This window comes from Microbacterium sp. PI-SA-G, assembly GCF_057215335.1.
This window is the reverse complement of sequence record NZ_CM170103.1, coordinates 3609578-3624982: the sequence shown is the minus strand read 5'-3', so window position 1 is coordinate 3624982 and position 15405 is coordinate 3609578. Positions and strand designations below refer to the sequence as shown.

Sequence of the window (15405 nt, the reverse complement as noted above, 5' to 3'; positions counted from 1 at the left end):
TTCCTTCGTGCTCTCGGACCTAGGACTTGATGTAGGGCTTGCCGTCGGCGGCAGGTGCCCGGATCTGTCCGGCGAATCCGGCGACGGCGAGCAGCGTGACCAGGTACGGCAGCATCAGCATGAACTCGCCGGGGATGGGCGTCTTCAGGATCGAGAGCAGGTTCTGGAGATTCGTCGCGAAGCCGAACAGCAGCGCGGCGAGGGTCGCGCGGATCGGGTCCCATCGGCCGAAGATCACGGCGGCCAGCGCGATGAAGCCGAGGCCGGCGGTCATGTCCTTGCCGAACTGCGGCACCGAGACGAGCGTGAAGTACGCGCCTCCCATACCCGCGATCGCTCCGGCGAGGAGCACGTTCCAGAAGCGGGTGGGATTGACCTTGATGCCCACGGTGTCGGCGGCCTGCGGGTGCTCGCCCACCGCGCGGAGCCGCAGCCCCCAGCGCGTGCGGTACAGGCCCCACGCCACCACGGCGACGGTGATGAACATCAGGTATCCGATGAACGTCTGGTTGAACAGCACCGGTCCGATGATCGGGATGTCGCTGAGCAGCGGGATCTCGACGCGCGGGAACCGCTCGGGGGTGTTGAGCGTCGCCTCGTTCGGCGCGAGGAGCGCGCCGTAGAGGAATCCAGTGAGACCGGTGACCAGCACGTTGAGCACGACACCCACGATGACCTGCTCGACGAGGTACTTGATCGCGAAGGCGGCCAGCACGCTCGCGACGAGCACGCCGCCGATCATGGCACCGATCAGTCCGACGAAGGGGTTGCCCGTGATGCTCGAGAGCAGCGCTGCCGAGAAGGCCCCGAGCAGCAGCTGGCCCTCGATGGCGACGTTGACCACTCCGGCTCGCTCGCCGATGACGCCGCCGAGGGCGCCGAACACGAGCGGGACCGAGAGAGACACGGCCCCGAAGAGCAGGCTCGTGACGGGCACGAGACCTCCGGCCGATGCCCAGACCAGGAACGCGAAGACGGCGAGGATGCCGAACCCGGCCACCAGCCACAGCGAGGGCTTGCGGTAGGTCCAGGCGCTGAGGAATGCCGCGACTGTGAGTACCACCAGCATCCCGACGACGACCCAGAAGGTCGAGACGGTCGGCAGGGCGACGTCCGGCAGCGCGAGCGCGGAGGACTGGTCGGAGAGCCGGAAGCTGCTGACGCCGTCGCGCGGCACGAGCAGGAAGAGCAGAGCGAGCAGTGCGGTGGCGACGGCCAGCGTGATCGGCGTCTTCAGGCGGCGCTCCCGCACGGTGGCGAGCTGCACCGTGCCGTCGGAGGCCTGGGACTGTACGAGCGACATCATGCCGTCACCGCCTTCTTCGCGGCCTTGGGTCTGGCCTTGAGCGCCTTCTCGACGTCGGTCTTGGGCAGGAAGAACACCGAGCGCAGGAGCGGCGGGGCGGCGACGAACAGCACCACCAGCGACTGCACGACGAGGACGATGTCGACGGGGATGTCCTGCGCCTGCATCGAGAACGAGCCGGCCTTGAGCGCCCCGAACAGGATGCCGGCGGCGAACGTCCCCCACGCACGGCTGCGTCCGAGGAGCGCGACGGTGATCGCGTCGAAGCCGATCCCCGCGTCGATCGTCTCGGTGACGCCCGTGGTCACGGCGCCCTGCAGCTGGTTCATGCCCGCGAGGCCGGCGAGACCACCGGCGAAGAGCATCGCGTAGACATAGATGCGCTGCACGCTGATGCCGGCGGCACGGGCCGCGTGGGGGTTCTCCCCCACCGCTCGCATGCGCATTCCGAGCGAGGACCGCTCGATGAGCCACCACACGAACAGCGTCGCGATGACGACGATCACGAAGCCCAGGTCGAGCAGCGGGAACTGCGGGCCGAGGAGCGTCGGGAACTGCGCGCTCTCGGGCGTGGCCGAGCCGAGCGCCTGGTTGGTGCCCGGCTTCTGCAGCAGACCCGGGGTGCGGATCATCCACAGCAGCAGGTAGTAGGCGATGTAGTTGAGCATGATCGTGAGGATCACCTCGTGCGCACCGGTGCGGGCTTTGAGGAGACCGGCGATCGCGCCCCAGAGCGCTCCCCCGGCGATACCGGCGATCAGCGTGACGGGAATGTGCAGCCAGAGCGGCAGATCGAGCGAGAACGTCAGCAGCGCGGCGACGGCGACACCGATGAGCATCTGCCCGCGCGCACCGATGTTGAACAGGCCGACGCGGAACGCCAGCGCGACGCCGAGGCCGGCGGCGATCAGCGGAGCGGCGAAACCGAGGGTGTTCGTCAACGGGCGGATCTGCGATGCGAAATCAGCCCCGCGCGCGTTGAAGATGGCCCCGCGGAACAGCGCCTCGTAGCCGTTGTACACGGCGTTCCACGCCGCGACGAACGTGTCACCCGGCTGGGCGAAGAAGTACCCGGAAGCCTCCTGCACGTCTTCATTCGTGAGCGCGATGAGGATGCCGCCCACGATCAGCGCGAGCACGATCGCGAGAACCGTCGTCACGGCGCTGCCGCGCAGCATCTCCTTGAGGATGACGTTGCGGCGCGGCGGCGGCGGCACCTCACCCGAGTCGCGCGGGACCGTGCCCGTGCTGGTGGCGAGTTGCTCCGGGGGGATGCCCCTGGTCACATCTCCTGCGCCGGGTGTCGCTCCGCTCACGCGGCCACCTCCCCTTCGGCCGCTCCGGCCATCATCAGTCCGAGTGTCTCCCGAGGCGTGTCGCCCGGGACGATGCCGACGATCGTGCCGCGGTACATGACGGCGATCCGGTCGGCGAGAGCTGCGACCTCGTCGAGCTCGGTGGAGACGACGATCACCGGGATACCGGAATCGCGGGTCTCGATGATCCGCTTGTGGATGAACTCGATCGAGCCCACGTCGACGCCGCGGGTCGGTTGAGCTGCGACGAGCAGGCGGAGTTCCCGGCTCATCTCACGGGCGATGACCACCTTCTGCTGGTTGCCGCCCGACAGCGTCCCCGCCGGCGTGTGCGGTCCCTGGGCGCGGATGTCGTACTCGCGGATGCGCGCCTGCGCGAACTCCTCGAGCGCGGAGCGGTTGATCGTGCCCGCGCGGCTGAACGCCGGATCGTCCGACCGGTCGAGGATCAGGTTCTCGGCGACCGAGAAGCCGGCCACCAGTCCGTCCTCCGAGCGGTCCTCGGGGACGAAGCCGACGCCGGCGTCGAGGATCTTGCGCACGCTCTTGCCGACGAGCTCCACGCCGTCGAGCGTGATGTGGCCTTCGACGCGAGCGGCGAGGCCGACGATGGCCTCGACCAGCTCGGTCTGCCCGTTGCCCTGAACACCGGCGATCGCCAGCACCTCACCGGGCCGCACGACGAAGTCGACGTCGTCGACCACGATCGCGCCGGCGGGGGTGAGAACGCGCAGTCCGGAGACCTCGAGACCGCCCTCGCCCAGACGCGGCGCCTCTTTCTGCACGGTGAGCTCGACCGCTCGGCCGACCATGAGAGAGGCGAGCTCGGCGTTCGTGGCCGTCGGTGCCGCCTCGCCGACGATGCGCCCGAGCCGGACGATCGTGATCTTGTCGGCGACCTCGCGCACCTCGCGCAGTTTGTGGGTGATGAAGACGATCGCGGTGCCCTCTGCACGGAGCTGGCGCATGATGCCCATAAGCTCGTCGGTCTCCTGCGGCGTGAGGACCGCGGTGGGCTCGTCGAACACGAGCACCTTCGCATCGCGCGACAGCGCTTTGATGATCTCGACGCGCTGCTGGACACCGACGGGAAGGTCGCCGACGACGGCGTCGGGATCGATGTCGAATCCGAATCGCGCGGCGACCGATCGCACGTGCTCGCGCGCCTTCGCGATGTCGAGCGTGCCGAGGGCCTTGGTCTGCTCGTGGCCCAGCATCACGTTCTCGGCCACCGTGAACACGGGGACGAGCATGAAGTGCTGGTGGACCATGCCGATGCCGGCCGCCATCGCGTCGCCGGGACCGCGGAAGTGCTGCACCTCGTCATCGAGGAGGATCTCGCCCTCATCGGCCTGGTAGAGACCGTAGAGCACGTTCATCAGCGTCGACTTGCCGGCGCCGTTCTCACCCAGCAGGGCATGGATCTGCCCCGGCTCGACCACCAGGTCGATGTGATCGTTGGCCACGAGAGTGCCGAATCGCTTGGTGATGCCGCGAAGTTGGAGCTTCATATCTGCACCTTATCCAGAGGAGTCATCCAGAAGGGTCGTCATCCGACCACAGTGCGGGGCGAGTGGCAGACTGCTCGCCACTCGCCCCGCACGGAAACGGTTACTGCTTACGGGGAGTTCTCCGACTCGACCGTGATGTCGCCGGCGATGATCTGCTCCTGCAGAGCGGCGATCTCGTCGGTCAGGCCATCGGGCAGGTCGCCCTCGAAGTCACCGAAGCCCGAGAGCTTGACGCCCTCGTTCTCGAGCGTGCCGACGTACGGCGCCGGGTCGAACTCGCCCTCGGCGGCCGCGATGGTCGCGTCGTGGACGGCCACATCGATCGCCTTCATGATCGAGAACAGCGTCACGCCTGCGACGCTCGGGTCGGCGACGGCGAGGTCGCTGTCGACACCGACCATCAGCGTGTCCTTGCCGCTGTCGGCGATGGCCGCCGCGGCGCTCTGGTAGATCGGACCACCGACGGGGAGGATGACGTCGACGCCCTGGTCGAGCACGCCCTGAGCGGTCTGCTTGGCGGTGTCGTTGGCGTCGAAGCCACCCGTGAAGGAGCCCTCCTGGGTTGCGACGTCCCAGCCGAAAACGTCAACCGCGCCCGACTTGTCCTCGTTGTACTTGTCGACGCCGAGGGCGAATCCGTCCATGAAGACGGCGACGGACGGGATCTTCATTCCGCCGAAGGTGCCGACCTTGTTGACGCCGCTCTCTGCGGACCAGGCAGCCGAGGCGTAGCCGCCGAGGTATGCCGCCTGAGCGGTGTCGAACACGAGGGGCTTGATGTTCGGAGCGTCGACGGTGCCGTCGAAGTCGTTGTCGGCGAAGTCGTCGATGATCGCGTAGTCGATCTCGGGGTTCGCGAGAGCGGACTCGACCGTCGCGGCCGAGAGCTTGAAGCCGACGGAGACGATCAGCGAGCAGCCCTCGGAGACCGCGGTCTCGAGGTTCGGCGCGTAGTCGTTGTCGTTGGCCGACTCGAACTCGATCGGGTCGATGCCGAGCTCCTCGGCGGCGCTGTCCATGCCCTCCTTGGCGGACTGGTTGAACGACTTGTCGTTCCAGCCACCGGCGTCGGAGATGAGGCAGGGGATGAAGTCGGAGTCTGCGGGTGCGGCGGAGCCTTCGGGGGCATCGGCCGGAGCCTGGCCGCAACCGGCGAGTGCGAAGATGACGCCGGCGGCGACGGTCGCGCCCAGCAGCTTCTTGGTGGTGGAGATGGTCAACGGATGCCTCCCTCAGAATCCGCGGCCCTCGCGGATCGCTCAAAGTTACCCAGTGTTTCGGCGATCGCGCACTCCGCCGACGTCTGTGCCAGTGAATGGTTATGAACCTGGAATCAACCGACCGATGAGCGACGTGCTCTGCTCATCAGAGCACGTCGCCCCGGCCTGTGAGCTTGAGGGATTCCACCACGCCCTTCACCCGCTGCGCGTGCTCGACGGTCGTGACCAGGAGGGCGTCGGGGGTGTCGACGACGACGATGTCCTTCACCCCGACCAGGCTGATCACGCGCGAGGTCTGACTGACGAGGATGCCGCTGGCGCCGTCGGTGAGAACCCGAGCGTTCGGGCCGAGGACGGCGAGGTCGTTCTTGCGGCCGTTCGTGATGAGCTTGGTGAGGGAGGCGAAGTCGCCCACGTCGTCCCAGTCGAAGTGCCCGGGAACGACGGCGAGCTTGCCGATCTTCGCGGCGGGCTCGGCGACGGCGTAGTCGATGGAGATCTTCTTGAGCCGCGGCCAGATGCGATCCACGGCGGGTCCGCGGCGCTCGCGGTCGTCCCACGCCTCCGCCAGCTCCATCAGTCCGGCATGCAGCTCCGGCTCGTTCGCCTGCAGCTGCTCCAGCAGCACGCTCGCCTTCGTGATGAACATGCCGGCGTTCCACGAGTAACTGCGATCAGCCAGGTACCCCTTCGCCGTCTCGAGGTCGGGCTTCTCGACGAAGCTCTCGACCAGAGCAGCCTCACGGGCCCCCTCGACGACGAGCTCCGGTCCCTTCTTGATGTACCCGAAGCCGATGGAGGGCTCCGTGGGCGAGATCCCGATCGTGCAGATGTATCCCTCGCGCGCGACCTCGACGGCGTCCCGCACCGCGAACTCGAACACGCGTGTGCCCCGGATCACGTGGTCGGCGGCGAACGAGCCGATGATCACGTCGGGGTTGCGGCGGTGCAGGATCGCGGCGGCGAGCCCGATCGCCGCCGCCGACTCGCGCGGCTCCGATTCGAGGAAGACATTGATATCGGGGATGCCCGGGAGCTCGGCCTCCACCGCGGCGCGATGCGCGCGTCCGGTGACCACGGCGATGCGGTCGGGGCCTGTGAGCGGCTCCAGCCGATCCCACGTGTCGCGCAGCAGAGAATGCCCCGATCCGGTGAGGTCATGGAGGAACTTCGGGGCGTCGGCACGAGACAGCGGCCAGAGCCTGCTTCCGATGCCGCCGGCCGGGATCACCGCGTAAAAGTCGTCGATCGGTTGGGTCACCCCGTCAGCGTAGCCCGTCGATCCTCGCGAACCCGGTCGCGGTAAGGCTCGCCTTCGTCGCCCCTCCCCGTCAGACGGGAATAGGATGGAACCCGATCGGGCATGCCTGAGACTTCGACAGGATCACTCCTGGACGGGCGCAGCGCACGCGACCGACGCTCATCGATCCAGGGAGGACGACCGTGTCCACAAGCGCTCGCTTGACACCGTCGATTTCGGAAACCACGTCAAAGACCCCCCGCGGCACCCTCTACCGGGGTCGTGAAGGCATGTGGTCGTGGGTGCTTCACCGCATCACCGGAGTCGCCATCTTCTTCTTCCTGTTGGTGCATGTGCTCGACACGGCGCTCATCAGGGTCTCACCCGAGGCATACGATGCCGTCATCGGCACGTACAAGAACCCCGTCATGGCCATCGGCGAGGTGGTGCTGGTCGCCGCCATCGTGTTCCACGCCATGAACGGCCTGCGCATCATCACGGTCGACTTCTGGTCGAAGGGCGCCCGCTACCAGCGCCAGCTCTTCTGGGGCGTCCTGGGCGTGTGGGCCATCATCATGGCCGGCTTCGTGCCCCGCCACCTGATCCTCGCGTTCGCCGGCTTCGGAGGAGGACACTGATGGCCACGCAGACCGTCGCCGCCCCGGTCCGTCGTCAGCGCGGATTCAACCTCGAGAAGTGGGGCTGGATCTTCATGCGCGTGTCGGGCGTCGTGCTCGTCGTGCTGATCTTCGGGCACCTGTTCATCAACCTCATGGTGGGCGAGGGCATCCACGCCCTCGACTTCGCGTTCATCGCCGGCAAGTTCGCCACGCCGTTCTGGCAGTGGTGGGACGTGCTGATGCTGTGGCTGGCGCTCATCCACGGCGCCAACGGCATGCGCACGATCGTGAACGACTACGTCACCACCGAGAAGGCCCGCAAGGCCCTCGTCTGGGCGATCGGCCTCTCGGCCGCTCTCCTCATCATCCTCGGCACGCTGGTCGTCTTCACGTTCGACCCGTGCCTCGGCGTGACCGAATCGAGCACGCTGTGGGAACAGTGCCAGACGCTGGGCAAGTAGAAGAGAAGGCAAACGAGAAGTGACTACTGAGACCCAGGATTCCGTCGTGCGCGACGGAGTGCATTACCACCAGTTCGACATCGTGATCGTGGGCGCCGGCGGCGCCGGCATGCGCGCGGCCATCGAGGCCGGCTCGGGAGCGAACACCGCGGTGATCTCGAAGCTGTACCCCACGCGTTCGCACACCGGTGCGGCGCAGGGCGGCATGGCCGCGGCCCTCGCGAACGTCGAGGAGGACTCCTGGGAGTGGCACACCTTCGACACCGTCAAGGGCGGCGACTACCTCGTCGACCAGGACGCGGCGGAGATCCTGGCGAAGGAGGCCATCGACGCGGTCATCGACCTCGAGAACATGGGCCTGCCGTTCAACCGCACGCCCGAGGGCAAGATCGACCAGCGCCGCTTCGGCGGACACACCGCCGAGCACGGCAAGACTCCGGTCCGTCGCGCCTGCTACGCCGCCGACCGCACCGGCCACATGATCCTGCAGACGCTGTTCCAGAACTGCGTCAAGCTCGGCATCAACTTCTTCAACGAGTTCTACGTGCTCGACCTGCTGACGGTGAAGGATGCCGACGGCAAGACGCAGGTGTCCGGCGTCGTCGCCTATGACCTGTCGACCGGCGAGCTGCACGTGTTCCAGGCCAAGGCCGTCATCTTCGCGACCGGCGGCTTCGGCAAGATCTTCAAGACCACCTCCAACGCGCACACCCTCACCGGAGACGGCGTCGGCATCCTGTGGCGCAAGGGCCTCCCCCTCGAGGACCTGGAGTTCTTCCAGTTCCATCCGACCGGCCTCGCCGGACTCGGCATCCTCCTCACCGAGGGCGCCCGAGGCGAGGGCGCCATCCTCCGCAACGCCTCCGGTGAGCGCTTCATGGAACGCTACGCGCCGACCATCAAGGACCTCGCCCCGCGTGACATCGTCGCGCGCTGCATGGTGCAGGAGGTCGCCGAAGGGCGTGGTGCCGGTCCCCACAAGGACTACGTGCTGCTGGACTGCACGCACCTGGGAGCCGAGGTGCTCGAGACCAAGCTCCCCGACATCACCGAGTTCGCCCGCACCTACCTGGGTGTCGACCCGGTCGTCGAGCCCGTGCCCGTGATGCCCACGGCGCACTACGCCATGGGCGGCATCCCGACCAACAACGACGCCGAGGTCCTCGCCGACAACGACACCGTCGTGCCGGGTCTCTACGCGGCAGGCGAATGCGCGTGCGTCTCGGTGCACGGCGCCAACCGTCTGGGCACCAACTCGCTGCTCGACATCAACGTCTTCGGCAAGCGCGCCGGTCGCAAGGCCGTCGAGTACGTCAAGACCGCCGAATTCGTGCCGCTGCCGGAGAACCCGGCCGGCTTCGTCTCGGGCATGCTCGAGGACCTGCGCAACAACCAGGGCACCGAGCGGATTGCCGTGCTCCGCAAGGCGCTGCAGGACGAGATGGACAAGGGTGCGCAGGTGTTCCGCACGCACGAGTCCCTCGAGCACGTCCTCGGCGTCATCAAGGAGCTCCGCGACCGCTACATGAACGTGCACGTCGACGACAAGGGCAAGCGGTTCAACACCGATCTGCTCGAAGCGGTCGAGCTCGGGTTCCTGCTCGACATCGCCGAGGTCGTGGTCTACGCCGCGCAGAACCGCAAGGAGAGCCGTGGCGGTCACATGCGCGACGACTTCCCCCTGCGCGATGACGAGAAGTACATGAAGCACACGATGGCCTACCTGACGGGCGACCCGCACTCGTCGACCCCGAGCGATCACATCAAGCTCGACTGGAAGCCCGTGGTCTTCACCAAGAACGAGAAGGGCGAGTTCAACTACCCGCCGATGGAGAGGAAGTACTGAGCATGTCCACCGCCATCGCGGAAGCACCCGCCGACACCACGCAGGAGAGCGGCATCCAGTCGTTCATCGTGACCTTCAACATCCGCCGATTCGACCCCGAGGTCGACGCCGAGCCGCACTGGGTCGACTACGACGTGGAGCTGTACTCGACCGACCGCGTGCTCGACGCGCTGCACAAGATCAAGTGGGAGGTCGACGGCACGCTGAGCTTCCGCCGCTCGTGCGCCCACGGCATCTGCGGCTCCGACGCCATGCGCATCAACGGCCGCAACCGCCTCGCGTGCAAGACGCTGATCAAGGACCTCGACATCTCGAAGCCGATCTACGTCGAGGCGATCAAGGGTCTCCCCCTCGAGAAGGACCTCATCGTCGACATGGAGCCGTTCTTCGCCTCCTACCGCGACGTGCAGCCCTTCCTGGTCGCCAACTCCGTGCCCGAGAAGGGCAAGGAGCGCGTGCAGACGATCGCCGACCGCGAGATCTTCGACGACACCACCAAGTGCATCCTGTGCGCGGCGTGCACCTCGTCGTGCCCTGTGTTCTGGACCGACGGGCAGTACTTCGGCCCGGCCGCCATCGTCAACGCGCACCGCTTCATCTTCGACTCGCGCGATGACAACGCGGCCGTGCGTCTCGACATCCTCAACGACAAGGAAGGCGTGTGGCGCTGCCGCACCACCTTCAACTGCTCCGAGGCCTGCCCCCGTGGCATCGAGGTCACCAAGGCGATCGCCGAGGTCAAGCAGGCCATTCTGCGCGGTCGTCCCTGACCCACGCTGACGCACACGAGAACAGGCGGCTTCTTCGGAGGCCGCCTGTTCTCCTGTCTGCGGTCGCTCTCGCGTCGCGATGTGCGACACGAGCCGCTCGATAGGGTGGTCACGTGTCCGATCGCCCGCCGCTGCACACTCGTTTCGAGGAGCCGCCGGGGCGGGACTCTGGCTGGGCGGCAGCGCGATCGCGATCGATGCCCTCGTACGGCTGATGAACACGTACATCCCCGGGATCATCGGCCCCGGCGGACTCTTCACGGTGGCCGACGTGACCCAGATAGCCACAGACGCGACCGGGCTCCTGGGCATCACCGGAGCCATCGCGCTGTGGCTACTGGCTGTCGAAGGCGCGGGACTTCTTCCTGGCGATCGTCTTCGGCGGCGCGATGCTGGTCGGGCCCGTGCTGAGCTGGATCGGCGTGTGGGCGCTGGAGCAGGCCTTCATCCTGTTCGCGTGGAGCACCGATTCCTGGGCGTTCACGGTCGGGGCGCGCGTCTCGTCGATCGCCGTCGCCGCGGCAGATCGCGATCAGCCGCTGGCACGACAGGATGCCGGGGCCACCCATCGCGCCGAGATGAGGGCCCGATCCGAGAATGTCCGACCCGGCCCCTAGGCTGGATTCATGCCTCATCTGCGTATCGCCTCGGTCAACGTCAACGGGATCCGGGCGGCCGCCCGCAACGGAATGAGCGGCTGGCTCGACGCCGCAGACGTCGACATCCTCACCCTGCAAGAGGTACGCGGGCAGGACGAGCACCTCGAGGCCGCCCTCCCCGGATGGAGCATCGCGCATGACGAGGCCACGGCGAAGGGGCGAGCCGGTGTTGCCATCGCCAGTCGCACCGCGGCGCTCGGTGTGCGCACCGAGTTCGGAGACGAGGACTTCGACTCGCGCGGGCGTTGGATCGAGGCGGACTTCCTGCTCGGCGATCGCCCGCTGACCGTCGTCAGCGCATACGTGCACTCCGGCGAGGCCGACACTCCGAAGCAGGACGAGAAGTGGAAGTTTCTCGACGCCTTCGGTCCCCGGCTCAGCACACTCGGAGCGGAGAACGCGCTCGCCCTCGTCACGGGCGACCTGAACGTGGCCCACCGCGAGCTCGACATCAAGAACTGGCGCGGCAACCGCAAGAAGGCGGGCTTCCTGCCCCGCGAGCGAGCGTACTTCGACCGCTTCCTGGGTGCGGCGGGCGCCGAGGTCACGGGCGCCGACGGATCGGTCGGGACAGGGCTGGGCTGGGTCGACATCGGTCGGCGGTTCCACGGCGAGGTCGAGGGGCCCTACACCTGGTGGTCCATGCGCGGACAGGCGTTCGACAACGACTCGGGCTGGCGCATCGACTACCACCTGGCATCACCCGCTCTGGCCGAGCACGCCGAGTCGTACCGGGTGGCGCGCGCTGTGGCCTACGACCAGCGGTGGAGCGATCACGCGCCGGTCATCGTCGACTACACCTACTGAGCTTCTCCGCTGCCGCCGTCGGTCGTATCTGCATCGGCGTAGCGGTACCACCCGCGATACTCGAGGATCGTTCCCAGCAGCGGGTTCTTCACGGTCATCGCGATCGTGCGGCGCTTCTGCTGCTCGTCCCAGCCGTCCTCCAGCGCGACCGTGACGCCGAGGATGCCGCCCAGCGGCAGTCGCCGACCACCGATGCGCAGTGCGACGCGCAGCGAGTCCATGCGCAGCGCACCACCCGACGTCACCGAACACTGTTCGAGCAGCTGCAACCTGCCGCGCTCACCGAGGACGTTGTGCACGACCCCGTGACGCGGGGTGGCGGTGAGCCGATCGCTGATGAACTGCGTGACGTCCGGAAAGCGGAACTCGCGTGTCGAGTCGAGCGTCGACCGCCCGGATGAATCGCGCCCCGGAGTCGCCGTCAGAGTGAACGGCACGTCCCGGGCGAACCGAGTCACGAGCATCCGCGGCCCGACGACGGGAATCGCGAGTGCGGTCAGGCGGCCGAGGCGGCTTCCGGCGACCGTGAAGACGCCGTCGACCCGCTCCCCTCCGGCCGGAGCCGGCGCGCGCATCTGCGCCAGGATCTCCGGGTGCAGGCGCTCTGCCTCCTCCCCCAGCACCGTCAGGAAGATCTCCCCTCGTGCGATCACTCGCGCACTTCCTCTCGAACGGGTTTCACGGTCTCGGGCGGGGTCTCGCCCTCGAGGAACTCGCACTCGAACGTACCGCGGTAGCCGAAGAGAAAGCCGAGCACGTCGTTGTGCACCTCGAGGTCGATCACGTAGCGATCCTGCTCGTCGTCGAAGCGCTCGGTCAGGCGCGCACGTCCGCTGAACCTCATCGGAAAGCGGAACGCGACAGGCCCCTCGTAGAAGCGCTGCGCGCCCGAGGTCAACTGCAGCGCACCGTCGTCGGTCACGGCCAGATCCAGGTCGACCGCGAGGTGCTGATGCGTGCCGAGGTAGTCGATGATCCTCCCCCGCTTCTCGCTGTAGATCATCGTGGCATCGAAGCGGCGGCGGTGCCCTGGACGCACGGTCATGGTGCGCACGAACGTGACGGTCTCGCGGCCGAGGCTGTCGATATAGGCGTGGTTGTCGATCTGGAACGGGATGTCTCGTCCTCGCTCGGGGAACATGATGTGTCGCAACGTGCCCAGCGCGAGGAAGGGCAGCGTCCACCAGGGTCCTCGTCGCACCTCGGTCATGACGCCGCGGCCGATGCAGCTGTACCCCGCGTCGACTCCCACGCCGAAGCGACGCTGCAGCTGCGGATGCAGGCGGTCGAAGTCGGCGCCGAGCGCCCGACGGAACACCCCGGCGTCGGAGCTCACGCGCTGGTGTCCGGGGACGTCATCTCGCCAGCCTAGGGGACGCCCGCTCGGGCGCGTCGAGGACCGCCACCCGGTTCGCCGTAGGATTGGTTCGTGACCAAGCCTCGCCTCTATTCCGGAATGCAGCCCTCCGCCGACTCCCTTCAGATCGGCAACTACATCGGCGCTCTTCTGCAGTGGCGAGACCTGCAGAACTCCTACGACGCGTACTTCTCGGTGGTCGATCTGCACGCCCTCACCGTCGCGCAGGACCCCGCCGAGCTGCGCGAGAAGACCCGTCGCACCGCCGCGCAGTACATCGCGGCCGGCATCGAGCCGTCGCTGTCGACCCTGTATGTGCAGTCGCACGTGCGCGCTCACGCCGAGCTGGCGTGGATCCTCAGCACCATCACGGGCTTCGGCGAAGCGAACCGGATGACGCAGTTCAAGGACAAGTCCGCCCGCTACGGGCAGGACGCGACCAGCGTGGGACTCTTCACGTACCCGGTGCTGATGGCCGCCGACATCCTGCTCTACCAGACCGATGTGGTGCCGGTCGGCGACGACCAGAAGCAGCACGTCGAGCTGACCCGCGACCTCGCGGAGCGCTTCAACAGTCGTTTCGGTGCGACCTTCACCATTCCCAAGCCGGTGATCCAGAAGGAGACCGCGCGCATCTACGACCTGCAGAACCCGACGTCGAAGATGTCGAAGTCGGCCGAGAGCGACGCCGGCGTGCTGTGGATGCTGGACGAGCCGGCCAAGTCGGCGAAGAAGATCATGCGTGCTGTCACCGACAACGAGGGATCGGTGCGGTTCGACCGCGAGAACAAGCCGGGCGTCTCGAACCTGCTGACCATCTACGCCGCTCTCACGGGTCGCCAGGTGCCCGCCATCGAAGACGAGTACGCGGGCCGCGGCTACGGCGACTTCAAGAAGGGCCTCGCCGAGGTCGTGGTGGCCGAGTTCGAGCCGGTGCGCACGCGCGCCCTCGAGCTGCTCGACGACCCCGCGGAGCTCGACCGCATCCTGGCCGCGAACGCCGGGCGCGCCGATGCTGTTGCCGATGCGACCCTCTCGGACGTCTACGACCGCGTCGGTCTGCTCCGCCGCGTCTGACCCGGGGAGCGATGCGGGCGGCCTCTAGGATGGGGGCGTGACAGATCCGCAGCTGCCCCCGCCGTACACTCCAGTCGCCCCGTCGGCACCGGCGTATCCTGCGGCTCCGCCCGCCCCGTACCAGGCTCCCCCGGGCGCCTACCAGGTGCCGGTGGGCGGGTACGCGAACCCGTCGGGATCGTACGCGGCGCCCGAGACGACGACGCGTCGCTCTTCCGTCCTCGGACTGATCTCGCTGCTTCTCGCCCTCGTCGCCGCGGTCGTCACGCCCATCGTGGCCTCGATCGCGAGCTACGAGATCGGGCGCCGCATCCCCGAGGCGCTCACGCAGGCCGGCAGCGACATCGACTCGTTCGCCTTCCTCGCGCCGGCGCGCGACCAGGTGCTCTGGGCGGAGCTGTCGTTCTGGACGGGCACGGTCCTCGGTGTCGCGGCGATCGTCCTCGGCATCATGGCCATCGTCCGCAGGCAGGGACGCGGTCAGGGCATCGCCGGGCTCATCATCGCGGTCATCGGGCCGATGCTCTTCGCCGTCGTGGTCGTGATCATGCTGGCCACCGGCAGCGCCGCGGGTACGGCCGGCCTCTACAGCTAGCCGATCACGCGCACGCGCCGCTGATCAGCGCGGCGCGTGGTGCTTCTGCTGCGCCGCGACGAGCCCCTCAGCGACGAGGAGCTCCACCGCGTCGGCGGCGTCATCGACCAGGATCGGCAGGTTCGCGCGTTCGTCCTTGCCGAACGGCGACAGCACCCAGTCCGCCGGATCCTGACGCCCGACCGGGCGTCCGATGCCCACCCGCACCCGTGGGAAGTCAGGCGTGGCGATGGCCCGAGCGATGTCGCGCACGCCGTTGTGGCCGCCGTGCCCTCCCCGACCTTCAGCTTGATCGTGTCGAAGGGGATGTCGAGTTCGTCGTGCACGACGATGATCTGCTCGGCGGGCACCGAGTAGAAGCGCGCCAGGGCTGCCACCGGCGTGCCGGAGACGTTCATGAACGTGTTCGGCTTCGCCAGCACCAGCTTGTCGCCGCCCGGGCGCAGCCACGTCTCGACGACGCGGGCGCCTCCCTTGTGCTCGCGGAAGGTCTCGCCTCGGCGTGCGGCGAGCACATCGACCACCATCTGGCCGATGTTGTGCCGGGTCGCCTCGTAGCGGGGGCCGGGGTTGCCGAGCCCCACGACCAGCCAGGTGGATGTCATGGTCCTGATCCTCTC

15 protein-coding genes and 1 pseudogene are annotated in these 15405 nt (G+C 67.7%); 8 read left to right on the top strand and 8 right to left on the bottom strand.

Translation table 11 applies throughout. The features are described from left to right. Positions 1-19: 19 nt before the first annotated feature. The 5 genes from AC2D10_RS17910 to AC2D10_RS17890 form a co-directional block, all read right to left on the bottom strand. Entirely contained in the window at positions 20-1303 is a 1284-nt protein-coding gene (locus tag AC2D10_RS17910; protein ID WP_484711875.1) for an ABC transporter permease, read from the bottom strand. Continuing rightward, on the bottom strand, positions 1303-2622 hold the full coding sequence (locus tag AC2D10_RS17905; protein ID WP_484709556.1) for an ABC transporter permease: 1320 nt from the start codon (positions 2620-2622) through the stop codon (positions 1303-1305). Before AC2D10_RS17905 ends, AC2D10_RS17910 begins: the two co-directional genes overlap by 1 nt. Further along, positions 2619-4133 carry an ABC transporter ATP-binding protein gene (locus AC2D10_RS17900; protein WP_484709553.1) on the bottom strand — a complete coding sequence of 505 codons (1515 nt, stop codon included), beginning with the start codon at positions 4131-4133 and terminating at the stop codon, positions 2619-2621. Before AC2D10_RS17900 ends, AC2D10_RS17905 begins: the two co-directional genes overlap by 4 nt. 107 nt (positions 4134-4240) lie before the next feature. Beyond that, the gene (locus AC2D10_RS17895) at positions 4241-5353 is read right to left on the bottom strand and encodes a BMP family lipoprotein (protein WP_484709552.1); all 1113 of its coding nucleotides are present in this window, start codon (positions 5351-5353) and stop codon (positions 4241-4243) included. Positions 5354-5498: 145 nt separating this feature from the next. After that, complete coding sequence (locus AC2D10_RS17890) at positions 5499-6614, bottom strand: mannose-1-phosphate guanylyltransferase (protein ID WP_484709551.1); 1116 nt, start codon at positions 6612-6614, stop codon at positions 5499-5501. 182 nt (positions 6615-6796) lie between these two features. Between AC2D10_RS17890 and sdhC the strand changes: the two genes are divergently transcribed. The 6 genes from sdhC to AC2D10_RS17860 all read left to right on the top strand — a co-directional run bounded on the left by sdhC (position 6797) and on the right by AC2D10_RS17860 (position 11756). Continuing rightward, positions 6797-7231, top strand: a complete 435-nt coding sequence (sdhC, locus tag AC2D10_RS17885; protein ID WP_484709549.1) for a succinate dehydrogenase, cytochrome b556 subunit — start codon at positions 6797-6799, stop codon at positions 7229-7231. Continuing rightward, on the top strand, positions 7231-7674 hold the full coding sequence (locus AC2D10_RS17880; protein ID WP_484709548.1) for a succinate dehydrogenase hydrophobic membrane anchor subunit: 444 nt from the start codon (positions 7231-7233) through the stop codon (positions 7672-7674). Before sdhC ends, AC2D10_RS17880 begins: the two co-directional genes overlap by 1 nt. 19 nt (positions 7675-7693) lie before the next feature. After that, the gene (gene sdhA / locus AC2D10_RS17875; protein ID WP_484709547.1) at positions 7694-9520 is read left to right on the top strand and encodes a succinate dehydrogenase flavoprotein subunit; all 1827 of its coding nucleotides are present in this window, start codon (positions 7694-7696) and stop codon (positions 9518-9520) included. Between the two features lie 2 nt (positions 9521-9522). Then, the gene (locus tag AC2D10_RS17870; protein ID WP_484709545.1) at positions 9523-10290 is read left to right on the top strand and encodes a succinate dehydrogenase iron-sulfur subunit; all 768 of its coding nucleotides are present in this window, start codon (positions 9523-9525) and stop codon (positions 10288-10290) included. A gap of 389 nt (positions 10291-10679) precedes the next feature. Next, complete coding sequence (locus AC2D10_RS17865; protein ID WP_484709543.1) at positions 10680-10907, top strand: hypothetical protein; 228 nt, start codon at positions 10680-10682, stop codon at positions 10905-10907. 9 nt (positions 10908-10916) lie between these two features. Next, positions 10917-11756, top strand: coding sequence for an exodeoxyribonuclease III (locus tag AC2D10_RS17860; RefSeq protein ID WP_484709540.1), 840 nt, complete (start codon positions 10917-10919; stop codon positions 11754-11756). Here the strand turns inward: AC2D10_RS17860 and AC2D10_RS17855 are convergent. Further along, positions 11750-12409 (bottom strand): DUF4166 domain-containing protein, encoded by a 660-nt coding sequence (locus tag AC2D10_RS17855; RefSeq protein WP_484709538.1) that lies wholly within the window; start codon positions 12407-12409, stop codon positions 11750-11752. The two genes, AC2D10_RS17860 and AC2D10_RS17855, sit on opposite strands and share 7 nt — an antisense overlap. Beyond that, entirely contained in the window at positions 12406-13092 is a 687-nt protein-coding gene (locus tag AC2D10_RS17850; RefSeq protein ID WP_484709536.1) for a DUF4166 domain-containing protein, read from the bottom strand. The genes AC2D10_RS17855 and AC2D10_RS17850 overlap by 4 nt, the downstream gene beginning before the upstream one ends. 93 nt (positions 13093-13185) lie before the next feature. On the opposite strand from AC2D10_RS17850, the gene trpS reads away from it, so the two are divergent. Together trpS and AC2D10_RS17840 are read left to right on the top strand one after the other, a co-directional pair. Continuing rightward, positions 13186-14190 (top strand): tryptophan--tRNA ligase, encoded by a 1005-nt coding sequence (gene trpS, locus AC2D10_RS17845; RefSeq protein WP_484709535.1) that lies wholly within the window; start codon positions 13186-13188, stop codon positions 14188-14190. A 37-nt stretch (positions 14191-14227) separates the two neighbouring features. Continuing rightward, positions 14228-14785, top strand: a complete 558-nt coding sequence (locus AC2D10_RS17840; RefSeq protein WP_484709534.1) for a hypothetical protein — start codon at positions 14228-14230, stop codon at positions 14783-14785. A gap of 24 nt (positions 14786-14809) precedes the next feature. On the opposite strand, the pseudogene pth reads toward AC2D10_RS17840, so the two are convergent. Next, positions 14810-15390, bottom strand: a pseudogene (gene pth, locus AC2D10_RS17835) (aminoacyl-tRNA hydrolase). Positions 15391-15405: the final 15 nt, after the last annotated feature.